This is a genomic window from Oxynema aestuarii AP17, from assembly GCF_012295525.1.
Lineage (GTDB): Bacteria > Cyanobacteriota > Cyanobacteriia > Cyanobacteriales > Laspinemataceae > Oxynema > Oxynema aestuarii.
This window is the reverse complement of record NZ_CP051167.1, coordinates 6170431-6194282: the sequence shown is the minus strand read 5'-3', so window position 1 is coordinate 6194282 and position 23852 is coordinate 6170431. Positions and strand designations below refer to the sequence as shown.

Genomic DNA, 23852 nt, shown 5'->3' with positions numbered 1-23852 from the left:
CCCCCCGATCCGGACAAGGTTCACAGCAATCTCGATCGCCCGCTCCGATCCGCATTAGGTATATTTCTCTGGCGATCGCCTCTGGGGGCAAGCCGTACCGGGAAATAAAGGGGAAACGAAATAAAAAACCTGCCCGCATCGGACAGGTATCAAAAAATATTTTCCCAACTCCCCAGGTTCACACCAAGCTAAAGACCTCTTCGACTCCCAAGCCTTCGCGCACGATTTGCGGTTCCTCTCCAGTCAGATCGAGAATCGTCGAAACCTGATAGCCCGGGTCTTCTCCGGTATCGACAATCACATCGACCATCTTGTCAAAGCGATCGAACAGTTCCGCTTTCCCGGCATACCCGTTGCGATCCATGTCGTCGTCCGGCAAGTGGGCCGAGGTCGAAATAATCGGATTGCCCAAGGCTTCGAGCAAATCCAGACAAACTTTGCTATCCGGAACCCGAATCCCGGTCGTTTTGCGTTTTGGATCCATCACCAGTTTCGGCACCAACTTGGTCGCGGGCAGCAGAAAAGTAAACGGACCGGGAATCAAACGCCGAATAATGCGATACGCTGGATCGGTGACCGTCGCGTAAGCGGCAATATTCGACAATGAAGGACTTAAAAATGTAAGTGGTTTGTCATTCGACAGTCGCTTGATCTGTCTGACTCGTTCCACCGCAGATTTGACGTTAATATCGCAGCCGATCGCGTAAACTGTATCGGTTGGATAGAGCAAGATTGCCCCATCTTGCAGCGCTTCTTTAATTTCTTCGACGCGCCGAACTTGAGGATTTTCGGGATGGAGTTCGTAAACAGTGGCCATAATTTATACCTCGCAATCATTCGCCATTGATTTCAAACAGTATTTCAAACAATATTTCAAACAATAGAGCTCAAACAATAAATTTCAAACAACAGATAGGGAAAATCAAACCGAGACGGGTGAGTGTTCCCCTTTTTAATTAAAGTCGCGTTTATGAAAACAATAGCTTACCTTCAATGTCCGACGGGAATCGCAGGAGATATGTGTCTCGGCGCTTTGGTCAGTGCTGGCGTTCCTTTAGACTACCTTATCGATCGCCTCGCTCAGTTGGGAATCGCCGACGAGTACGAGCTTTCGGCGTCGCTGGTACGGCGCAACGGCCAACAGGCGACGAAGTTTGAGGTCGATCTCACTGCAACGGTCTCCCCAGACCTTCCCGACGAGCATCACCACGAGCATCATCACGATCGCCACCACGGTCACCACCACGGTCACCACCACGGTCACCACCACGAGCATTCCCCCCAGGCTTCTCATTCGGCCCCGACGCGCCATTTACCGGAAATTGAAGAGATGATTCGGGCGGCGGGACTGCCCCCACGGGCGGAAAGCTGGAGTCTGGCGGTGTTTCGCCAACTCGCCGAGGCGGAAGGGGCGGTCCACGGGGTCGAACCGGAACGGGTGCATTTTCACGAGGTGGGGGCGACGGATGCGATCGTCGATATTGTCGGCACTTGTTTGGGTTTGGATTGGTTGGGAATTGAAGAATTATACTGTTCCCCGTTACCGACGGGCGGCGGGACGGTGTGGGTGGCTCACGGGCGCCTTGCGGTTCCGGTTCCGGCAGTGCTGAAGTTGCTCGAATCCCGCCGGGTTCCGGTGTACAGTAACGGGATCGAGAAGGAGTTGGTGACGCCGACCGGGGCGGCGATCGCGGTGAGGTTAGCGAAAGCCTTCGGTCCGCCGCCGCCGATGGCGATCGCCCGGGTCGGATTGGGGGCGGGTTCTCTCGATTTAGCTTTACCGAATATCCTCCAGTTGTGGGTTGGGGAAGCGACGGAACCCTCAGACGGGCGGGATCCGAAGGTGGAGGAGATCTGTGTCCTCGAAACCCAAATTGACGACCTCTCGCCCCAGGCGATCGCCTATACCTGCGATCGCTTGTTCGATGCGGGCGCCGTCGATGTATTTACTCAGGCGATCGGTATGAAGAAATCCCGCACCGGGATCCTGCTGACGGCGATTTGTCCGCGCGATCGCCAAACCGCTTGCGAAACGGTGATGTTCCGAGAAACGACGACTTTGGGCATCCGGCGATCGCTGCAGGTGCGATCGATTTTAAACCGAGAATTTCATCAAGTGAGTACAAGGTATGGCGAAATTCAGCTCAAAGTCGCCACCGACGCCGCCGGAACGGTCCTCAACGTCCATCCGGAATACGAGGACTGCGCCCAAATTGCCCGCGATCGCGGTCTCCCCTGGCAGGAAGTCCATCGCAGTGCCTTAGAAGCTTGGTATGCCCGCAAGTAATCACACCAGGATCCCTTCCGGATTGGCAGTTTCGGCGAGGATCTGTTCGACTTGCGCGGGGGTTAAGTTGGGGTTGGCTTGTAACATGAGGGCGACGACCCCGGCGACGTGAGGGGTCGCCATCGAGGTCCCGTCTAAAGACAAGAAGCCATTAGCGGGAACGATCGAGCGAATTTCAATTCCGGGGGCGACGACGAAATCGTAAACGCCGAGGAGACTGCTGGCGGGGTTGGAGAACTCGGCGACCCGTCGATCGCGATCCACGGCGCCGACGGCGATCGCCAGGTCTTGGGCGGCCCGAATTGCCGGATCGTCGGGGACGAACGCCCCGAGATCTTTCTCGTTTCCGGCGGCGATAACGGCGACGACCCCGCGATCGCGGGCGTATTGCAAGGCGGCGGCGATGTTTTCTGTGGGCGGTTGTCCGGGAAGGTTGCCCAAGCTGAGGTTGAGTACCCGGGCGCCGTTATCGACGGCGTAGCGAATCCCGTCGGCGACGGCGCGATCGAATTCGTCGAAGGTTTGGCGATCCCCCAAGACCCGCACGGGCATAATCGTTGCCCCGTAAGCGATTCCGGTCACGTCAAAGGGCTGACCGAAAAAGGTGGTTGCGTCGATTCCGTCCCGGGTGGCGGCGATCGTTCCGGCGATGTGAGTTCCGTGTTGTTCCTCGGTGAGGGCGATCGCCGGATCGCCGTCGAAGTCTACAAAGTCGAAACCACGGGCATCGTCGATAAAGCCGTTCCCGTCGTTATCGATCCCGTCCCCGGGAATTTCATCGACGTTCGTCCACAAACGCCCTTGCAATTCCGGGTGTTTGAGGTCGATTCCCGTATCGAGTACCGCCACGACAACCCCTTCCCCGGTAAAGCCGCGATTCCACACTTCCGGAACCCGCATCAAGTCGGCCCCGTAATTATTGGCGATCGGGTTGGGAACGTCCGCAAACGGCACGGTTTCGCCGATCGCCCGCGCCACGGCTGCCGCCGCATCCACCAACCCGAAACCGTAATTGGGATCGAAACCGGGGAGGGGCGTTTGGGTATCTACACCCACGGTGGGGGTGGCGGACAGGCTCAGGGTGTAGTTGGTGTTGCCTGTATACTGTTCTACGGCGATGTAAAAGGTTCCCGGCGCTAAGGTGGGCAGGGAAATCGCCTCGGGATTGCTGCTGGCGGCGATCGAACTCGCTAAAATTTCGACGCGATCGATGATTAAGCCATCTTGGTTGAAATCTTGCACTAAGAATAAGTCCGCATCGGCGCTCAATCCGCCTAAAGTTACGTCAATCGCGCTCGTTTCGTCTAAGGTGAAGCGGTACAGATCGAGGCGATCGAGGTCGCCGACAAAATCGCTGACGGTTTGTCCCCCCGTCAACGGCCCGAGATCTCGCGCTTGTGCTAAGCTATTGCCCGCATTATCCGGCACTAAGGGAGTGGCGATCGCCCGGTTGAACGCCCGCAGGGTATAACTCGTCGATCCCGAATACTGCTGCACGGCGATCGAATAATTACCCGGGGGTAAAACTTTGACGATCGTTTCTGTTTGATTCCCCACTTGTTCCGAAAACCCTAATAATTCCCCAAGATCGAGCTGCTGATTGTTATTCAAATCTTCATATAAAACTAAATCCGCATCCGCGCTTAAATTTTCGAGAATAATACTCACTTCCCCGGGACTGTCCAAGCGAAACGCATACAGATCTTCGGAGTTTAAAGTCCCAATAAAATCATTAACTTCGATACTCCCGAGCACTCCTAAATCTTGAACCTCTGTCGGTTCCGGAAGCGGAATATCCCACGAAATCGGGAACGCTTCTCGACCTTCCACCAAACCAAATTGAAGATAATGTTCGATCGCGCTCAAGCGTCCGGACGCCACCGCCGCCGCTACGTCGGGATAGGTTTCGAGATAAAAACTCGTGTCGAATGTGAATCCGGGGTCGCGTCCTTCAAACTGTCCCGCTTCGATAAAATGTTGGTAAGCGGTTAGAATATCTGCTTCGACTGCCGCCGCTACATCGGGATTTCGGAGTAAATAAGTATCGTTAAAAAATTGCCGAATCGGATCGCGTCCTTCAAACTGTCCCGAGTTCACAAAATGGGCGATCGCCGTCGTGTTTCCTGACAAAACGGCAAGATCGACATCTACATAGAGATCTAAGTAAAAGTCCGTATCGAAAAAAACACTCGGGTCTCGTCCTTCAAATTGTCCGTTACCGAGAAAATGTTGAAAACCACTCGCTAAGGTTCCCGTCGCTACGGCATTGGCTACATCGGGATTGGCGCCGAGGTAATAAGTTTCATTAAATAAATCACTAATGTCTAACATGGTCACAGTGCTGGTAACGTTAACGTGTCAGCCCTCCAGCTTTAACCTTGGTTCGATGCGTTTATTTAAGCACGGCGATCGCGTAGCGTCTCCAAAGAAGAATCGCGCGATCGTTTAAAAATCAAGAGTTTTTTTTTATTTTATCACTCTCATTTGTGATTCGTGTGGAGAAAATCATAGAAAGATCGTGGTAAAATTATAAGTAAATCCAGCTTAAATTCGACGGTTGTTAACTTGAAATGCTCCTCTTTCTTCCTCACTTAAACCTCGGCAAATATTTAGCAATCGGCAAAAAATAGCACTATATCATTCCTGAATTAGCCAAACTTCTGTAGGGACACGGCATTGCCGTGTCCCTACAATTTATGAGTCATATAACTTATTTAACAAGACTATAGCATTTCTTGAATTGGTGAGTTAAAGAGGGAAGAATGGATCCATGACTGGGAGCTTTTAGGTCGCTAATTGAACAGCAAGCTAGAAGCTCGCACTCCTCCCCCAAAAAGATCGCATCTTTGCGAGAACCGCTATATCTATCCATTTTTCCTACAGGGGATCGGGTAAGCCAACCTCTTTGGGTTTAACTAATTTACCCTCAAAACTAATCGCTTTTTCTTCAAAAGTACGGGCTTTAGCCACATCTTGGCGTAAATTGCCAATATCGACGTTATTCTCCAATCCTCCCAGAAGGTAGACCATCAAACGACTCGCTAAATCCCGTCCGGAAACGAGGATGCGGCGTTTGTTAGGATTGTAAAGAATGCCGTACCATAAAGATTTCGGGAACTCTATATTACTGAAACCGCCCTCGCGATCGAAGCGTTCTAGTTTCTCGAAAATTTCGAGGGGATTGTGGCGTTTTTCAAAGATTACAATGCCTAAAGCTTGGGCGAGGGCTACTTGTCCGACAGGACGAAATAACAGATTTCCTTGTCCTTTACTTTTTTCGTGAGAAAAACGCCGCAATTCTGGAGTTTCGATCCCATTTTCCAGTTTTTGATAACTCCCTAATTGCCCTAGCAGATCGAAAAGATTACTAAATTCTCGGATACCAAGTTCGAGTTCTTCATCCTCGGGACGCAGAGGAATCAACCCTTTTTTATCCGAGGGATACCAGTGGGGAAATCTGGGAGTTAAATAGCGTTGTGCCATATCTTGCAACGCTTGTAAGGTCGTCAACACGGTGGACTTACTGGCGACAGTCGCACTATCCCAATTTACCCGAGGATTGCGATTTTTCACTTCTTTAAATAAGGGATGACTGACGGCAATCTGACGGGCGACGATCGAAAATCCATCGTCTTCGTTGAGGATGGCGAGTTGTCCTTTGCTGAGTTTGACCGCCATTAAATTAACGTGGACGAAAATCGATCGCACCCGGCGTCTGGCTTCTTCTCGGGTTTCCCCTTTTTCGACGGCGGGAATAAATTCGATCGCAATTCTTTCGGCGGCGAGGCGTTGCAATGCCCCCGATTTGAGATGGTATTGAGCGGCGATTTCGTCGGTGGTGACGGGGGAACCGATCGCCTTTTTGTTTTTGTTATAACGTTGCAGTCGTCCGGTTTTGAGTAAGGTCATTAACCCCTGAATTCCCATCAATCGGTGTTGTCCGTCCAGGGCAAAAATGGCGGTGTCGGCGTCGAGATCTAATACCCCCAAATTGCGGTCTTTATCGAGGGGTAAAAATTGGGCGGCGGATTCGCGAGCCCGTCCGCGTTTGTCCCATTGGGGGGCGTCGGGATCGTCCACCCAGGAGGGACTGAGAACGACGAGGACGGCGGGGAATTTGTGGGCGGCGCGGGCGGCGAGGTACAAGGTGAGGGGTAGTTGGCGCGACCAGTCGAGGGGGCGTTGGACGATTTCATCGATGGTGTCTTTGTCGCGGATGACATTCTCGCTTTGCGAATCGAATTTTTGGCGGAACAGGGGGAGTTGGGAGGCGAAACGCACCCGAGAATCGAGCCATTCGAGGGGGACCGATCCGATAAAAGCTTCGGTATTGCCCATTTGTGTGGTTTGCACGAGGAGGCGATCGCGCTGTCCTACATAGCGATCGAGCAGGAGGGCGAGGTGCTGGCGATCGCGGCGATCGTGCTGTTCGATGGAAGCGCCGAGATCGTCGTTCGGGTCGGATTTTCGGGTCATCTGGGGCTGTTGGGTGCGGGGGACGATTAAGTTTTTAAAAAGTATCACTAAAAAATTTAAGATTCAACATTAGTTTTTAAAAATTGAGTGATAGGATCGAAGAAGAGCCACTCGTCCTCGATATGCACAACTCAAAGTATTTGTCAAGAAGTATCGGGACTCTATTTTTCGGCTTCACCAAACCGATAGCGCCCTCCCGTGAGGGATTAAAATTCTCACATCCGCGTTCCGCGCGATCGCCGAGGAGGTAAAGAGATGACGACGACTACGTTTGAATACGTTTTACCTGCGATTCGGGGGATTCAGGCGGGACGGGAATATTATGTTTCTATGTGTCCCGTGCGGTTTTTGCCGAAGTTATTCCCCTTGGAGGGAGAGAACAATCCGCCCCAAGCGCGATCGCGGCGCCATCTCAATACAGCGCGGGTGCGGCAAATTGCCCGTTATATTTTAGAGAATCCCGAAACTTATACGTTTTGTGCGATTACGGCGTCCATTGATGGCGAGGTCGCTTTTGAACCGATGGGAGAAAAGGCAGAAGAGCGAAAAATGGGGCGATTGCGGGTTCCGATGGACGCCCGATTTACCATTGATGACGGACAACACCGAAGGGCGGCGCTGGAGTTGGCGTTAAAGGAAAATCCCGATTTGGGCTACGAGACGATCGCGGCGATCTTCTTTCTGGATTTGGGTTTGGCGCGATCGCAGGAAGTCTTTAACGACCTCAACGCCCACGCGGTGCGACCGGATCCGTCTTTGTCGGTGTTATACAATCGGCGCGATCGTTTGGCGGTGGTAACCCGAGGGATCTTGGATCGGGTGGAGGTGTTCGCCAAGTTGACGGAAACCGAACGCAGTCACATCCCGGTGCGATCGGCGAAATTGTTTACTCTGACGGGTTTATACCGCGCCACGGCGCAGTTGTTGGAAGATGAGATCGATTTACAGGAAGGAGAAGATCCGGTAGAATTGGCGATCGCGTTTTGGTCTCGGGTGGCGCAGTCGATTCCCGATTGGCGTTTGGCGTGCGATCGGCAAATTAGCGCCCGGGAATTGCGCGAAGATTCTTTACACGGTCATGGAATTGTGTTAACTGCGTTGGGGTTGGTGGGATTGTCGCTATTAGCAACTGACCGAAAAAGTTGGGGCGATCGTTTGGCAGGTTTAGGCGCGATCGATTGGTCGCGATCGAATAAAGATTGGCGCGATCGGGTAGTGTTTGAAGGTCGTATTTGTCAGGGTTTGGCGAGTATCAGTTATTTAAGTGCATATCTCAAACAGCATCTTGAATTGCCTTTGACTGTAGAAGAAAAGCAGTTATTGGGCGATCGGCTTTGAGGGAGAATTGAGGAAAATGGCCGACACAGAATCGCAATCTATTTATCGTAACCTTGCCTATTATTCTGAGTGTTTTTCTAATTTACAAGTTTACTTGGGTAAAGCACTAAATAAACCCATTTTGATTTTGTCTGTTATCGATTTAATTGCCCAAGATATTATTCAAGAAAATCGCATTTTTATAACCGATGAATTAATTGAATCCTTCAGAAAATATTGGGAAATTCTTGAGAAAGGAAAATTTAAAAGTAGTGATTTTGCACTGCCTTTTTTTCACTTAAAAAATGAAACAGGGAAATTTTGGCATTTAAAATTCAGCGATCGATATGAAGGTGGTCGGCCTCAATCAATACCGAAAATCAAACATGATGTTGATTTTGCAAGTCTGGATGATGAGCTTTTCAGCATTTTGGAAGATCCAGAATCAAGAACTGAACTGATTGATGTTTTAGTAGACACATGGTTCTCAGCAAAACAAAATAAGTTAGAAGAGATTCTAAATATAAATCAAGAATTACAAGATTATGTATCAGAACAGGAGGATTCCAAAAATTTACAATTAGAAAATGAAAGGGATCGACAAGAAAAAAAGTATAGTTTTCGACGTTCTCTAATTAGAGATGCTTTTTTTCGCAAATCTATAATTCATATTTATGATTACCGATGTGCTTTATGTCGTTTGAAAGTTATGCGTTCCCTAAGTCAAACAATTGTAGATGGGGCGCATATCAAACCTTATGGGCGATTTTATGATAATAAAATAAATAATGGTTTGTCTTTATGTAAAAATCATCATTGGGCTTTTGATAAAGGGTGGTTTTCTATAGACGATGATTATAAAATAATAGTAACTAATGATTTACAAGAAGATTCACCTTATGCAAGACCAATTAGTGATTTTGTAGGCGAGGCAATTATTTTGCCCAATTCTCAAAAATATTTTCCCAGTCTTGATGCTTTATCTTGGCATAGAGTAAATATATTTAAATCATAAGTAAACCTAATTTAATTAGTGATGAATTCTGAAGAACTGTCTTTATTTCAAAATAGAACAACAGCAGATTTTATAAAACATACTGAGGAATTAACTAAAGAAATTCAAGAATTGTACTGTGGGGACGAAATTCCTTGGTGTGTCGGCTATTCAGGGGGTAAAGATAGTACCGCCACTTTACAAATTATTTGGTATGCAATTTCTAGCTTACCAGTAGAGGAGCGAAAAAAAACTATATATGTTGCTACTAATGATACTTTAGTAGAAAATCCTGTTGTTTCAACTTGGGTACGCAATTCCTTATCCCAAATGAAGATAGCAGCCCTAGAACAACAAATGCCTATTGAACCACACTTAACTTATCCGGCTGCTAAGGATAGATTTTGGTCTTGCTTAATTGGTAAAGGTTACCCAGCCCCTAGAAAACGATTCAGGTGGTGTACTGAACGCTTAAAAATTTTACCTACAGACTCTTTCATTCGATCGGTCATCCGATCGAGTGGAGAAGTTATCCTAATTTTAGGAACTCGGAAAGCAGAAAGTGTTCAAAGATCGATGAATATGGCTAAACATCGAAATTGGAGAGTCCGAGATCACCTAAATACGAATCCTAACCGTCCAAATTCACTGATTTATTTACCTATTGAAGATTGGCGTACTGATGAAGTTTGGCTGTATTTAAATCAATGGCGGAATCCTTGGGGATATAGTAATAAGGATTTATTTTCGATGTATCGAGGGGCAACCGCCGATACAGAATGCCCTCTCGTTATTGATGCCTCTACTCCCAGTTGTGGTGATTCTCGTTTTGGTTGCTGGGTCTGTACGATGGTTAATAAGGATAAATCAATGGAGGCAATGATCCAAAATGATGAAGAAAAAGAGTGGTTACAGCCTCTATTAGATATTCGCAATGAATTAGATCTGTATAACGATCGGGAAAGGCGAGATTTTCGCAGAATTTATGGAAAAGTAGAATTATTTGAACGAAATTTAGAAGGCAAAACCTCAGTCGAACCAATGCCCGGACCTTATAAAAAGGAATATCGGGAATATTTGTTGCGTCGGGTGTTAGAAGCACAGATTCAATTGAGGGAAAATGCGCCGGAAGATATGCGCGATATTACCTTGATTACTGAGGAAGAACTCAGCGAAATTCGTCGAATCTGGTTGGAAGAAAAACACGAATTTGACGATCGCCTTCCCCAGATTTACGAGGAAGTCACCGGAGAACCCTTTAAAGATGTTCGCTTGGGAACTTCTAAAAAACTACTCGGCGGCGATGAATGGGAAACCTTAAAAGACCTCTGCGACGAGGACGCCATGCACCTCGAATTGATGTCTAAACTGCTGGGAACGGAATATCAATATCAAACCAAAGCCCGCCGAATTGGGATTTATGAGGCGATCGAAAATTGCTTTGAAACCAGTTCGCGCGATCGCGAGGAAGCAATTAAAAATGCTCATAGTAAGCGGGATCTGAAAACTGCCGTGGATGATGGAAGCATTACCAACGTCAAAGAAATTCAACTAACTTGGGCGCAAAAGAAATTTGGTAAAGCGAACTTAGAAAATCCTTCCCCAGAAGATAACTAAGTTATCCAGACTTCCAGAATTCATCTACAATTAATTTCACCTCCTAAAACCCGCCCGGGCGGGTTTTAATGCTGTTTCGTGCAATTTTCGATCGGACATCGAATCTCATGATTTTTCGTCAACTCGTCCTCCACAACTTCGGTCCCTACGTCGGAAAACAAACCATCGATTTAACCCCGGGAACGGAAGGCGAAACTCGCCCCATTATTTTATTTGGGGGAATGAATGGTGGCGGAAAAACAACGCTGATGGATGCAATTCGCCTCGCCCTTTACGGACAACGGGCCCAATGTTCGACCCGAGGCAATTTAAGTTATAGTGACTTTCTTTCCCAATGCGTCAATCGCCACACTCCTTTGGGAGAAAGAACGCAAATTGAATTAGTCTTTCAACATATTGAAGACGATCGCCTCATCGATTTACAAATCATTCGTCACTGGACGAAAAGCCCCAAAGATGGTAAAGATACCCTGGGAATTTTTGAAGAAGATTATTGGAAAAACGACTATTTAACCAATACCTGGGACGAATATATCGAAAACTTGTTACCGTTAGGCATTTCTAATTTATTTCTATTTGACGGCGAACAAGTTAAAGAACTCGCCGAACAGGAAATCCCTCCTCCGGCGGTTGTCGGGTCGATTAAGTTTCTACTCGGACTCGAACTCGCCGAACGGTTAGCGGTCGATTTAGATATTTTAGTGCGCCGAAAAAGGAAGAAGTGGGCGAACGCGAAAGAGTTGGCCGATCTCGATGAAATGGAAGTAAAAATGAACCAATATCGAGAAGAATTAGACGCGGCCAAACAAGATTTATCCTCGTTAAAAAACGCCCTCGATCGCGCCGAAACTGCTCAAAGAGAAGCCTATTTTAAATATATCTCCGAAGGGGGTAAAATCGCAGCAGAACGGACGACCCTAGAACACGAAAAACGCCGCTTGGAAGGCAAGATCGAGCGATCGCGCCAATTACTGGTAGAACTATCTTCCAGTAGTTTACCCCTGGCGTTAATCGAACCGTTATTGCATCAAATGGAAGAACAAAGCGATCGCGAAACGAAACAATACCAGGCAAAAAATGCCCAAGATTTAGTCAAACAACGTGGCGATCGCCTCTTGCAATATATTGAAGAAATTAAAGTCAATTCCAAACAACTCGCTAAAATTAAAGCCTTTTTAGAAGAAGAAGACCGCCAACTCCACGAGGCGATCGGTTCCGACGAAGATATTTGGCTGCATCTCGATGAAGAAACCCGCGATCGCCTTTCTATTTTACTCCAAAAAGAACTCCCCGATTTCGTCAATTTTGGAGACGAAACCCTCAAAACCCTCTACCAAGTCGAACTCGATCTCGACAATAAAGAACGAGAAATCGCCGCCGCCCCTTCTCCGGAGATTTACGAACAATTACAACAAGCAGTGAATGAAACCCAAGCCGACCTAGTTAAAGCAACGGCAAATTACGAACGAGGACAACGACGCTGTAACGAAGCGGAAGCAAAAATAGAAGCCCTCAAAAAAGATTTAGCCGATTACGCCAACACCGCTTTAGAACGAGAACAAGACGAACACCTGATTCGGGCGTCGGCGAAAGTTCAACATACCTTGAAACTGTTTAAAGAACGGCTGACGTTGAAGAAATTAAATAAATTAGAAATAGAAATTACCGAATGTTTTCGCTACTTACTCCATAAATCCGATCTCGTCCATCGAGTGGCGATCGCCACCGATAGCTTTGCCCTTTCTCTCTACGACAACCAAGGTCAACCCGTCCCCAAACATCGCCTTTCTGCGGGAGAAAAACAGTTACTGGCGATCGCCTTTTTGTGGGGATTGGCGCGGGTGTCCGGTCGTCAGTTACCCGTGGCGATCGATACGCCATTAGGACGTTTAGATTCTTCCCACCGTCATAATTTAATCGAGCGCTATTTTCCCTCAGCTTCCCATCAAGTCTTATTGCTATCTACCGATACGGAAATTGGTAAAAAAGAGGTTAGCCTATTGCGCGAACAAGGCTCGATCGCCCGCGAATATTTATTGAAATACGACCCTAAAAAACGTCAGACGACGGTAAAAGAGGGCTATTTCTGGAACGAAGACTAAAAACCATCGCCCGATCGCCTTCAAAGATCGATCGTCTACTGTTTAAATCAACTTCAAGCAATGGAACCCCCGATCAAACAAATCAAACTCTCGCAAACCGCGAAAGATCAACTGACTAAACTCAAACGTTATACCAAAATTGACCAGTGGAATATTATTTGTCGCTGGGCTTTTTGCCGTTCTCTCGCCGAACCGAGTATCCCGTCGCCGATTCCAATTCCCGCCGATAGTAATGTCGAAATGAGTTGGCGGGTGTTTGGCGGGGATTTGTCCGAGATCCTCCTCGCCGCCCTCAAACAACGCTGTCAAAATGATGGTTTGGGATGCGATCGCGAGACCCTCGCCACCCAATTTCGCCTCCACCTTCATCGCGGAATCGGTTATCTCGCTGGAGATCCGGACCTGAAAAAAATTGAAGATTTAATCGCCTTAGCGACCCATACGGAAAAACCCGATCGCCTCCGCAAAACTAAGAAATAAAAAACGATCGACCTCTCCCAAGAGTGTCGATCGCCGAACCAATAAACGTTGCGTTGTCGTTGTCAAATGAGGAAATCCTAACTGCGCGTTCCCAAACTTGCAGCGAGGTTGTATTTCCTTTATCTTTCCCTTAGACTTAATTGTAGCAGCAGATACGGATATTTTTGTTACAAAACTTTACTATTGTCAGGGATTTTTATCAAAACGGGGCATTTCGATAAATTTTGATAAATTTTCCCCAGTTTTGCTGCCTCAATCGTGGCGCGATCGCCGTTGAGGGCGTCCCCAAATAACCCGTTCGTGCTTGTAAATCGCCATTCCCGGCTGGGCGCCTTTGGGCTTGTAGACGTATTTCGGCTCGGTGTAGACCACGGGAACGGCATCGCTTTGACGGGCGCGACTGTAGTAAGCGGCCCAGTCGGCGGCAAACTGCAAGTCCGCTTCGTCGGCGACGGCGCCAGGTTTGAGGCGCAAGAGGGCGTGACTGCCGGGGATCTCCTGTGTATGAAACCACAAATCGTAATCTCCGGCAATCCTAAAACTGAGTAAATCATTTTGACGGTTGTTGCGTCCGACGACTAACTCGAAGCCGTTGGGGGATCTGTAGCGGTAGAAGTCGGCGTCTGGGGAGCGATCGCGCGATCGCCGATCGCCTGCGGCGAGATAACCTTGTTGCACCAACTCCTCGCGGATATCTTCGAGAGTTTCCAAATCCGACGGGTCGCGATAGTCCTCAACTTGGGAAATCGCCACTTCCACCTGTTCTAAATAATTCCGTTCCGCCACAACTTGGGCTAACAACGGTTCGACCGCCTGTTTCGCCCGTTTGAGTTTTTGGTGTTGCTTGTAAAGAGCTTGGGCATTTTGCACCGCATTTTTTTCGGGATTGAGGACGATCTTTACCGGGTTTCCCGTGGCGAAATCGTCGAGGGTAATCGTTTGCATTCCCGGTTGCCAACGATGCAACGACGCCATCAATAAATCCGCTTTTTGCCGATATTCGTCCGCCGCCTCGGACTCGCCGAGACGATCGCGGAATCCTCGTTCTTTCGCATTCACTTTAAGGAGAACTTGGGCAACTTTTTGACTGAGTTGATGGTGGAGTTGCTCGAAACTTTGGCGGGCGAGGGTTTCGCCGTAGTAGCGATCGAGCAGCGCTTGTACCGAAGGCGCCGTTTCGCTTTCCCTTTGAGGTTCGACCCGATCCCACTTCAACACCGTGTACCCCTTGCCCGACGATCGCGGATCCAGATGGGATAAATCCCCCTGACGGCAAGCCTCCAACCCTTTGAGCCAATCTTGCCAGCGATCGAACAGGCGACCCCAAGCGACCTCGTCGAGGAGATCGGTAGACTGTTGCGGGTCGATCCCGGCGGCGATCGCCATCGTCCGAGTCAGCCGCGAACTCAAGCCCCGATAGCTTTTGAGCAACTGACGGGCGATCGGGCCGGGGATCAAACCGACACGTTCCTGCCAGCGATCGCGCGATTCGGCCAAACTCGGGATCGGATCGTCGAGGGCCGGAGGAACCTCATAGGGCTGTCCGGTTAAAATGGGGCGCAAACTGGATTGTTTTTCGCTAACTTGGTGGGCGGCAGTGACGATGCGATCGTCGCGATCGGTCAAGATCGCGTTACTGCGCTTGCCCATAATTTCGACATAGAGATGCCAGAGAACGGGTTCCCCGGGACGTCGGGCAAACTGTAAATCGAGGGCGCGTTCCCAAGGATCGAGGGGGGCGATCGCCACCCACGCCAACCCGTTGAGTTGGTGGCGTAATTGGTCGCTAAACGTAAACGTATCCGGGGTACGCGGCGGCGGTTCGCCGATATGAATGCGGGCCGCCTGGGGGTGCCAGGAAAGGGTCAGCCAGCCCCGTTTTTCCAGGGTGCGTAAAGCCAAATGAACCGTGTGGCGATCGCGCTGGTACACCTGTTCGACCCGGGCGGGTAACCAGGTGGCGCGCAGTTCGCTACAAGCTGCCGTAAGCGTGGTCAAATCAACGGGTTGCATGGGGAAAGCATCTCAAACCGAACGCAATAGGGAAAGCCCAAAATCTGAAACAGTTAAAATAGTTAAAAAAAGCTGAGAAAATGTTGTAAATCAAGCTTTTCGCGCTTTTTAACCTTGTAAGCCAAAATTTTTGTCGATAAGATTGAAATTAGATGTTTCTTGGGGCGACCTTGGCTAAGCCCTCAGCAGGTTATGGATCTTCAACTTATCAAGATCGGTTTTGGTAACCTCGTCAGTGCCAAGCAGGTTCTGGCCATCCTCAGTCCTGATTCTGCCCCCATTAAGCGTATCATCAACGCCGCTCGGGAGAATCAACGACTGATTGACGAAACCCAAGGTCGTCGAACGCGGGCTGTGATTATTACCCAGGCGAGTGCGACGGACAACCCCGGGTTCACTTTTAAAAAAACCAATTTCCAGCCATCTCTTGACGATAATCCAATTTTCCTCTCTTACATCCAGCCCGAAACGATCGCCCGTCGTTTTGTCATCGACCAAAATACATTTCCACAAAACTTTTACTCGGCTAGGGATTTAGTGTGTATGGATATTCAGTTAATTAATATCGGTTTTGGGAACATTGTATCGGCGAACCGCGTGGTCGCGATCGTCAGTCCCGAGTCGGCGCCGATCAAGCGGATTATTACGGAAGCCCGGGAAGGCAACCGCCTGATCGATGCCACCTACGGACGCCGAACCCGCGCCGTGATCGTCATGGATTCGAGCCACGTGATCCTTTCAGCCATCCAGCCGGAGACCGTGGCGAATCGCTTCGTTGCTCATAAAGATGGTCATGGGAGTTAGAAGTTGGTAGAATCGATCCTTTACCCTTGAAAAGTTTTCTCGTTCGTCGTTTCCAAGCGGCAAACGACCCTCGATCGACCCCCATGAAAACCGTCAAGACAAAGGATCGAAACCGCTCGAAACCCATGCAAACTGGTAAATTGATTGTATTCGCCGGACCGAGTGGAGTCGGGAAAGGAACCCTGTTGCGATCGCTGCTCGACAAACATCCCGACCTCTACTTATCTATTTCCGCCACGACCCGTCCCCCGCGTCCGGGAGAAATTAACGGACATCATTATTATTTTGTCAGTCGCGATCGATTTGAAACCATGGTCGCCGAGGGTCAACTGCTCGAATGGGCCGAGTTTGCCGGGAATTATTACGGAACGCCGCGCCAACCCGTGGAACGGGCGATCGCCGAAGGGAAGTTCGTCGTGCTCGAAATCGAATTAGAAGGGGCGCGACAAGTGAGAAAGACCTTTCCCGAAGGGATGCAGATTTTTATTTTGCCCCCGTCCGAGGAAGAGTTGGAACGGCGCATCCGCGCGCGCGGACAAGATTCGGAGGCGGCGATCGCCCGACGCTTGCAACGGGCCAAAGCCGAAATCGCGGCGGCTGACGAATTCGACCTAAAAATTATCAACGACGACTTCGATCGCGCGATCGCCGCCCTGGAAGCGGCATTATTCGCCGTCGTTCCCGCCGGTCGCGTCCAATAGCAACCCACGAGCGAGCGGCGAACGAGTCCGAAGCTGGGCAAGGCGATCGCTGCGTCCGCGCGCGATCGGGCCGTTTGCCCGTGGGTTGAGAAAAGTTGGAAATCAGAACAAAATCGGCGTTTCGCCCTCGCCACCGTGCAACAGGCGCGATCGAAGCGCACGCCACCGCCCGAGAGTCATCCGTGCTGCGAGATTTCCCGGATGGCCCTCGGCGGGATCGCTCTCCAGGAAAGGGAAAACCAAGTGCTAAGATGGGGGCAAAAGAGAATCACTGCAACAGGTGATTCTCGATGCTCGATTCATCCAGATGCTGACTGGCCGAGGCGAGTTAGCACAGATTTGCCAACGATCCGATTCGGTTCGTGCCAACCCTTCGAGCGCTACCGTCGGTTGGCGTGCTTGGCGATCGCCGCGATCGAACGTACAGGACAAGTGCGATCGTGACGACTTGCACCACGCGCCGATCGTCCTCGGAGATCGCCGCTTGGGTTTCGTTCAAGCCCCGAAACCACTCCAGAGCCGATCGATCGCCGAGTTACCGTCAAAATAGCCCAGAGGCCACCTCGGCACTCCGGGCAATTTCCCACAACTTATGGGCATACTAAAAAAGGATATCTCATCGATCGGCCATGACTAATTTCTCATCGCAGCGACGTGCGCTAGTCGTTCAGAGTAACTTTTCCCCTTTCGGCAACAAACTCATCCAAGCTGGATATGCCGATCGCGACCAAATCCAGCGAGCGCAAATAGAAAGCCGCAAGTCAGGTCGCCCACTTACAGAAGTTCTAGAAAGTATCACGGGCAAACAACTTCCACCGGAATTGTTGCGCCAGTACAAAAAACAACAATTATTCGAACTCAAAATCCTTTACGGCGTCGAAGCCGTCGATCCGGAAATCAACGAGATTTCCAACGAACAGCTCGCCGAGCTGATGGAAAACGTCATCGCCCTCGACGTTTGCCGTCGTCACCGGGTCATCCCCTTGAGCCGCAACGACACCCAACCCCCATCCCTGTCGGTGGCCATGGTCGATCCCGACAAACTCGACGCCCTCGACGAAATTAACCAAATCTTGCGGCGGCAAGGACTCGCCCTCAGAAAGCAAGTTATCGCCCCGGAAGACTACGAACAACTCCTCAAACAATATTCCGACGAACAAGCTCAAAAAGGCGCGGCAGCCGCCGCTCAAGCCAACAAGCTCGACCTGTCTCTCAATGCAGACGCCTTTGAAACCGTAGACGAAGAACTCGACGAAGCCGACGACGACGGCGACGAGATGAACTTGGACGCAGCCTTGCGCGGCGCCCAAGAAGCACCGATCGTCAATACGGTCAACAAAATTCTCGCCAAAGCCCTTTCCGACGGGGTATCGGACATTCACGTCGAACCGCAAGAAGAATTCCTGCGGATTCGGATGCGCAAAGACGGGGTACTGCAAGAATTTGCCCGCTTACCGAAGAAAATCGTTCCGGCAATTACGTCTCGATTCAAAATTATCTCGGATTTAGATATTGCCGAACGCCGCAATGCCCAAGACGGTCGGATTCGGCGGATTTTCCAAGGACGCACCGTAGACTTTCGGGTCAACTGCCTGCCGAGTCGCTACGGCGAAAAACTTTGTTTGCGGATTTTAGACAACTCCAGCACCCAACTCGGTCTCGATAAGTTGATTAGCGAACCGGAAGCCCTGGCAAAAATGCGCGAGTTTGCCAGTCGTCCCTTCGGACTGATTCTGGTGACCGGGCCGACGGGTTCGGGGAAATCGACCTCCCTATACTCGGTGTTGGCGGAACGCAACAGCCCGGAAGTGAATATCAGTACTGCCGAAGACCCGATCGAATATGCCTTGCCCGGGATTACCCAATGTCAGGTGATTCGGGCGAAAGGATTGGACTTTGAAGCGCTGTTGCGGGCGTTCATGCGGCAAGACCCGGATATCATTCTGGTGGGTGAGACTCGCGACCGAGAAACGGCCAAAGCGGCGATCGAGGCAGCCCTGACGGGTCACTTGGTGCTGACGACTTTGCACACGAACGATGCTGCCGGGGCGATCGCCCGTTTGGACGAAATGGGCGTCGAACCGTTCATGGTCGCCGGGGCATTGATCGGAGTGTCGGCACAACGCTTGATGCGTCGGGTCTGTAGCGAATGCCGCGAACCCTACCACCCGGACAAAGAGGAACTGGCCCGTTATGGCTTGAGTGCCGCTCAAGAAACGAATATCGACTTTTACAAAGCCCGCGTCGTTTCTGCGGGAGAACGCAAAGCCGCAGCCAGTAGCGGAAACCTCTGTCCTAAATGCGGCGGCAGTGGTTATAAAGGACGGGTTGGGGTTTACGAAATCCTCAAGAATACCGAAGCGGTTGCCGAGTTGATTACCCAAGGGGCGCCGACCGAACGGATTAAGGAAAAAGCGGTGGAAGAAGGCATGGTTTCCCTCCTGCCGTACAGTATTAACTTAGTCCGTCAAGGGATGACTACCTTTGAAGAAGTCGATCGCGTCACCTACACCGACACGGGTCTCGAAGCCGAATTGAGGGCGAAGCGCAAGAGCGCTTTAACCTGTAAAAATTGTGGAGCGGGACTACAGCAAGAATGGCTCGACTGTCCTTATTGTTTGACCCCGCGTTTCCAAGATTGAGGACGACGCCACCGAGGTGAATGCAAGCTCGCGATGCAGCCTTTACCTCGGCTCGACCGTTCCTTCCCCGGGCGGCATCGTCCGCAAGGGTCGCGGTTTGTGGGAGTGGCACTCGGCGTTCGAGATCCATTCCCGAGCCGATCGCCAGTCTAGAGCGCGCAATACGCCGCAGATAGGCTGATTCGTCAACTTAGAATAAAGCTTTTGGGAGATAAGACGACTATGCCAGGTCTGATTATTGAAGACATCATGGAGTCTTTGGTCGAACAAGGAGGCTCGGACATCCACATCCAAGCTGGAGCGCCGATTTTCTTTCGCATTCACGGAAAACTAACCCCGCAGCCCCAATTTGGCGAAGCGCTGGCGCCAGAAGACGCCCAGCAAGTGATTTTCCAAATGCTCAACAACCAACAACGCAAACATTTGGAGCAGAATTGGGACCTCGACTGCGCCTATGGGGTGAAAGGATTGGCCCGATTTCGGGTGAATGTCTACCGAGAACGTGGCTGCTGGGCGTCGTGCTTGCGGGCCTTGGGTTCCACGATTCCCAATGCGGACAAACTCGGGGTGCCGATGGTGTTGCGAGAAATGACCGAACGCCCCCGGGGGATGTTGTTGGTCACCGGACAGACGGGTTCGGGGAAAACGACGACGATGGCGGCCCTGCTCGATTTGGTCAACCGGACGCGATCGGAACATATTCTTACCGTAGAAGATCCGATCGAGTACGTGTTTCCCAATATTAAGAGTTTGTTCCACCAACGCCAAAAAGGAGAAGATACGAAAAGCTTTGCCAATGCCCTCAAAGGCGCGTTGCGACAGGATCCGGATATCATCCTCGTAGGTGAAATGCGCGACTTCGAGACGATTTCCCTGGCGGTATCGGCAGCAGAAACGGGTCACTTGGTCATGGGAACCCTGCACACGAATTCGGCTTCCGGTACGGTGGATCGGATGCTAGACGTATTCCCGGCAGAAGTCAAACCGCAAATTCGCGCCCAGTTAGGGATTTCTTTGGTGGGGATTTGCAGTCAAAACTTAATTCCTAAAATTGGCGGCGGTCGCGTTTGCGCCCAAGAAATTTTGGTCAATACTCCGGCCATTGGCAACTTGATCAAAGAAGGAAAAACACCCATGATTTATTCCTCGATCCAAACGGGAATGAAACTGGGAATGCAGACGATGGAAATGGCTTTAGCCAAACTTTATAAGGAAGGGAAAGTTAGTTGGGAAGCGGCGATGAGTAAAGCGGTGAAAGCTGACGAACTCGAACGCTTAATTGGCTCGGCTCCGGCGGCGAAAGCGGGTAGGGCGGGTTAGTTGGCCATTCGAGCGCGATTGGCTTTGCTCTCTCGTTGTAGGTAAAGGCGATCGCGCTTTTCAGTTCGTCGATGAATTGGATATTTTCCTATTTGAAAGGATAGCAATCTTAACCGTCTTTACAATGAACTCTCTTTCTCTAGATTGGTCTCTAATTTTAATCGCATTGAAGACGGGCGATCGTGACAAAAAATCGACAAAAATAAGCATCATCAAGAGGCATTATCACCATTTACTTGAAGCATTCTAAAAGCTCAAGTCTATTACGAGGTAAACCATGACCATCGATGCAGCATCTTCAAAATCTAAAGGCTTTAATTTAGCCGAGTTTGAAGAGAATCTTAATATTGCTCTGGCCAAACTGACCGTTAAAGATAAAGCCGTTTTCTCGCGACAACTATCTGTGATGTTTAATGCCGGGGTGGCGTTAGGCAAAGCCCTATCTACCCTCGCAGACACCACGGAAAACCCCAAACTGAGAAAAGCACTCAGACAGATTAAAGTTGATATTGAAACCGGGGTGAGTTTGTCCGTTTCTATGGCAAAATACCCGGATATTTTTGACGATCTTTACTGTGCGATGGTCGAATCAGGGGAAATTGGTGGGGTGCTTGACATGGTACTCAACCGCCTCGCGATCGCCCTGGAAAAATCGGCCAAGCTACAAAACGAAATTAAATCGGCATCGGCTTATCCGAAAGCCGTCGGCACGATCGCCGTTCTGGTCTTCTACGGCATGACTACCTTCTTGCTACCCACGTTTGCGGATATTTTCGTAGATTTAGGTGCCGAATTACCCGCATTTACCCAATTCATGTTAGCCATCAGTTCTTTTACTACGGATTGGAGAAAAATGCTGGTTTTGGTCGGAATAATTTTTGGAGTCGTTTTTCTCTTCAAAACTATCTATAAAACAGAACAAGGTTGTCTGTTCTTTGACGGCTTATTTTTAAAACTGCCGTTAGTCGGAAATTTGCTCAAATTGGCAGCCGTTGCCCGTTTTTGCAATACCTTCTCTATGTTAACGGGAGCGGGGGTTCCGATGTTATCGAGTTTCGAGATCGTCGCGCGAACCGCAGGCAATAAAGTCATTAGCTATGCCATTTTAGGTGCTCAAGACGAAGTCGCCCAAGGGGGAAGCCTCACCGAAGCGTTCGATCGCGCCAACGTCTTTCCTGGAATGGCCATTTCGATGATGAGAATTGGGGAAGAAACGGGGGAACTCGATAAAATGCTCTCGAAAGTGGGAGATTTCTACGAGGATGAAGTCGAACAAGCAGTCAAAGGCTTGACCAGTACCTTAGAACCGATCATGATGGTCGGGATTGCGGCCTTAGTCGGTTCGATTTTGATGTCGATGTACCTGCCCATGTTTGCAGTTTTCGACAAACTCGGCTAAAAGAATGTCCAAAATTTAGTGGAGTACGACTTACGTCCATGCGATCGCGAGCGAGTGAAAAACAATGCCTGTCAAACAATATCATTACGAACAGTTGCTAGCGGAATATAGCAACTGTGAAAATGCGATCTTGCTGTTGAAGCAATATCGCCCTTACTTGGAAATGATGCCGAGTATGCGGCGCGCGCAAGAGAGCTTGATCACCATCCCTTTACCCAATATTCGCATCCGCGAACCCGTTTCTCCGAGCAGTCCGACCGGATTGACCGCCAGTCAAGGAGAAGTCATCGGTTTACCCTGCGAGATCGCGATTTTAATGTGCGATCCGGAGTGGAAAGTCAAAATGGGTGAGGAAATCTTTGTATTCATCCACCGTCCCGGCGAAGACTTTTCGAGTTTGCTCCGTCGCTGGCGCCAGACTCAGTTATGGCTCAGTCACGGATACGAATGGATCATGCCGTTGCACTACCAATACATTATTGGCGAAGGCAGCGATTCGATCTATCCACTGTTTGTGATTTTTGAAGAAACACCGGAACGGATTCGACGCGGCTTAACTGGCGCCGCCCTTCCTTTCCTCGTGCAGAAAACCGTATCGGTTCCCGAGGAAGACCCTCAAGAATCGTCAGAGGAAATTTTGAGTTCTCCAGAATAAAATCTAGGTCATGAGACTGGGAAGGTTGGGACGATCTCCTCCCAACGCCTCTCCCCAAACAAGCTTTACGAACAATCCCCAATCACGGCGAGTGATTGGGGATTGTTTTTAGCCAGATTTCGGGAAGGGGGATCCCCCTATCGCCACCGCTAAAGAGTTCGAGGTTTAGATTTCTTCGCTCGTTCTTTCTTACGACGGGTGGCGACCGAAGAAATCCCTTGTTCGGCGGGAAATCCAGCAATCGGGATGACCTGATATTGCCGCTCTTGTTCGAGTTGCTTGAGTTCGCGATAGTCTACCCAGTGAATGCAATCCACCGGACAGGTATCGATCGCCTCTTGAATCACGTCTTCCGGGTCGCCATCTTGACGGATGACGCGCGATCGCCCGTAATCCTCTTCAATGTAAAACGTATTGCGAGCGACGTGAGCGCAGTGCTTGCAACCAATGCAGGTGGGTTCGTCTACGTAAACCCCTTTTTCGCGTAGGCTTCCGCCCAATTCCGGCTCGAAACCCGTGCGATCGGGAGTATCGCGCAGAAGACCGCCTAACTCTGGCTCCAGACCCGAACGCTCTGGCGTATCGGCGATCTCAGAGTTAGTCAAGTCCGTCATTATCCCCCCCAGCGTTGCAACACGACCCGAATCGAACCATCTTCATTTTTCTGCTGCTCGGCAATTTGAAACCCTTGCTTGCTCGTTTCGCCGACGACGGTTTGGTAGGCATAGCGCTGGGTCACTTCATTAATAAACCGATTGACCGTCCAAGGTTGCTGCCAAAACTGGAGGTCGGCAACGAGTTCGTACTGCTCGCCATTCCAGCTAAAACCGAGGTCATAACCGTTTTCTTGTTCGATCGCCACTTCGGCTTGATAAGTTTGACCCTTATAGCCGCGTACTGCTCTCGGACCTTCTTTCCAGTCGATCCCCATCTCGGTTAAAGCGGCTTGCAAAGATGTTAAATTCCGAATTTGGGTTTTGATTTGGCTGAAATGAGACATAGTTGCTTGCTAATCAACGAAGGTGAATCTAAATGGACAACCGGA

The 23852-nt window shown here is 50.0% G+C and carries 20 protein-coding genes and 1 pseudogene; 15 read left to right on the top strand and 6 right to left on the bottom strand.

The window, feature by feature from the left end:
- Positions 1–178: 178 nt before the first annotated feature.
- Positions 179–817, bottom strand: coding sequence for an L-threonylcarbamoyladenylate synthase (locus HCG48_RS24765; protein ID WP_168571562.1), 639 nt, complete (start codon positions 815–817; stop codon positions 179–181).
- Positions 818–970: 153 nt separating this feature from the next.
- Here HCG48_RS24765 and larC point away from each other — a divergent pair, with 153 nt between their 5' ends.
- Positions 971–2287 (top strand): nickel pincer cofactor biosynthesis protein LarC, encoded by a 1317-nt coding sequence (gene larC / locus HCG48_RS24760; RefSeq protein ID WP_168571561.1) that lies wholly within the window; start codon positions 971–973, stop codon positions 2285–2287.
- Here the strand turns inward: larC and HCG48_RS24755 are convergent, their stop codons facing one another.
- Together HCG48_RS24755 and HCG48_RS24750 are read right to left on the bottom strand one after the other, a co-directional pair.
- Complete coding sequence (locus tag HCG48_RS24755) at positions 2288–4618, bottom strand: S8 family serine peptidase (protein WP_168571560.1); 2331 nt, start codon at positions 4616–4618, stop codon at positions 2288–2290.
- 546 nt (positions 4619–5164) lie between these two features.
- Positions 5165–6763, bottom strand: a complete 1599-nt coding sequence (locus tag HCG48_RS24750) for a DGQHR domain-containing protein (protein WP_168572068.1) — start codon at positions 6761–6763, stop codon at positions 5165–5167.
- Between the two features lie 255 nt (positions 6764–7018).
- On the opposite strand from HCG48_RS24750, the gene dndB reads away from it, so the two are divergent.
- From dndB to dndE, 5 genes are all read left to right on the top strand, one after another.
- Positions 7019–8101 carry a DNA sulfur modification protein DndB gene (gene dndB, locus HCG48_RS24745; protein WP_168571559.1) on the top strand — a complete coding sequence of 361 codons (1083 nt, stop codon included), beginning with the start codon at positions 7019–7021 and terminating at the stop codon, positions 8099–8101.
- Between the two features lie 16 nt (positions 8102–8117).
- Positions 8118–9095, top strand: a complete 978-nt coding sequence (locus HCG48_RS24740; RefSeq protein ID WP_168571558.1) for an HNH endonuclease — start codon at positions 8118–8120, stop codon at positions 9093–9095.
- Between the two features lie 21 nt (positions 9096–9116).
- Positions 9117–10691, top strand: coding sequence for a DNA phosphorothioation system sulfurtransferase DndC (dndC, locus tag HCG48_RS24735; RefSeq protein ID WP_210437128.1), 1575 nt, complete (start codon positions 9117–9119; stop codon positions 10689–10691).
- A 107-nt stretch (positions 10692–10798) separates the two neighbouring features.
- Positions 10799–12793, top strand: coding sequence for a DNA sulfur modification protein DndD (gene dndD, locus HCG48_RS24730; protein WP_168571556.1), 1995 nt, complete (start codon positions 10799–10801; stop codon positions 12791–12793).
- 60 nt (positions 12794–12853) lie between these two features.
- Positions 12854–13273, top strand: a complete 420-nt coding sequence (gene dndE, locus HCG48_RS24725) for a DNA sulfur modification protein DndE (protein ID WP_168571555.1) — start codon at positions 12854–12856, stop codon at positions 13271–13273.
- A gap of 252 nt (positions 13274–13525) precedes the next feature.
- On the opposite strand, the gene HCG48_RS24720 is transcribed toward dndE, so the two are convergent.
- Complete coding sequence (locus HCG48_RS24720; protein ID WP_168571554.1) at positions 13526–15286, bottom strand: Rqc2 family fibronectin-binding protein; 1761 nt, start codon at positions 15284–15286, stop codon at positions 13526–13528.
- A 192-nt stretch (positions 15287–15478) separates the two neighbouring features.
- Here HCG48_RS24720 and HCG48_RS26975 point away from each other — a divergent pair.
- The 9 genes and pseudogenes from HCG48_RS26975 to HCG48_RS24675 form a co-directional block, all read left to right on the top strand.
- Positions 15479–15643 (top strand): annotated as a pseudogene (locus HCG48_RS26975) (extracellular matrix/biofilm biosynthesis regulator RemA family protein); the annotation flags it as partial.
- A gap of 186 nt (positions 15644–15829) precedes the next feature.
- Positions 15830–16090: an extracellular matrix/biofilm regulator RemA gene (gene remA / locus HCG48_RS24710; RefSeq protein WP_168572067.1), complete on the top strand. Its 261-nt coding sequence runs from the start codon at positions 15830–15832 to the stop codon at positions 16088–16090.
- A gap of 125 nt (positions 16091–16215) precedes the next feature.
- Positions 16216–16791, top strand: a complete 576-nt coding sequence (gene gmk / locus HCG48_RS24705; RefSeq protein ID WP_168571553.1) for a guanylate kinase — start codon at positions 16216–16218, stop codon at positions 16789–16791.
- A gap of 307 nt (positions 16792–17098) precedes the next feature.
- On the top strand, positions 17099–17341 hold the full coding sequence (locus HCG48_RS24700; protein WP_168571552.1) for a hypothetical protein: 243 nt from the start codon (positions 17099–17101) through the stop codon (positions 17339–17341).
- A 79-nt stretch (positions 17342–17420) separates the two neighbouring features.
- A complete protein-coding gene (locus tag HCG48_RS24695; RefSeq protein ID WP_168571551.1) occupies positions 17421–19433 on the top strand; it encodes a GspE/PulE family protein in 2013 nt (670 codons plus the stop codon).
- 16 nt (positions 19434–19449) lie between these two features.
- Complete coding sequence (locus HCG48_RS24690) at positions 19450–19614, top strand: hypothetical protein (protein ID WP_168571550.1); 165 nt, start codon at positions 19450–19452, stop codon at positions 19612–19614.
- Positions 19615–19655: 41 nt separating this feature from the next.
- On the top strand, positions 19656–20753 hold the full coding sequence (locus tag HCG48_RS24685; protein ID WP_168571549.1) for a type IV pilus twitching motility protein PilT: 1098 nt from the start codon (positions 19656–19658) through the stop codon (positions 20751–20753).
- 277 nt (positions 20754–21030) lie between these two features.
- Positions 21031–22152, top strand: a complete 1122-nt coding sequence (locus HCG48_RS24680; RefSeq protein WP_210437127.1) for a type II secretion system F family protein — start codon at positions 21031–21033, stop codon at positions 22150–22152.
- 64 nt (positions 22153–22216) lie between these two features.
- Positions 22217–22807 (top strand): hypothetical protein, encoded by a 591-nt coding sequence (locus tag HCG48_RS24675; protein ID WP_168571548.1) that lies wholly within the window; start codon positions 22217–22219, stop codon positions 22805–22807.
- Positions 22808–22956: 149 nt separating this feature from the next.
- Here the strand turns inward: HCG48_RS24675 and HCG48_RS24670 are convergent, their stop codons facing one another.
- Together HCG48_RS24670 and HCG48_RS24665 are read right to left on the bottom strand one after the other, a co-directional pair.
- Positions 22957–23421, bottom strand: a complete 465-nt coding sequence (locus HCG48_RS24670) for a ferredoxin (RefSeq protein ID WP_168571547.1) — start codon at positions 23419–23421, stop codon at positions 22957–22959.
- On the bottom strand, positions 23421–23807 hold the full coding sequence (locus HCG48_RS24665; protein ID WP_168571546.1) for a DUF1257 domain-containing protein: 387 nt from the start codon (positions 23805–23807) through the stop codon (positions 23421–23423). The genes HCG48_RS24670 and HCG48_RS24665 overlap by 1 nt, the downstream gene beginning before the upstream one ends.
- Positions 23808–23852: the final 45 nt, after the last annotated feature.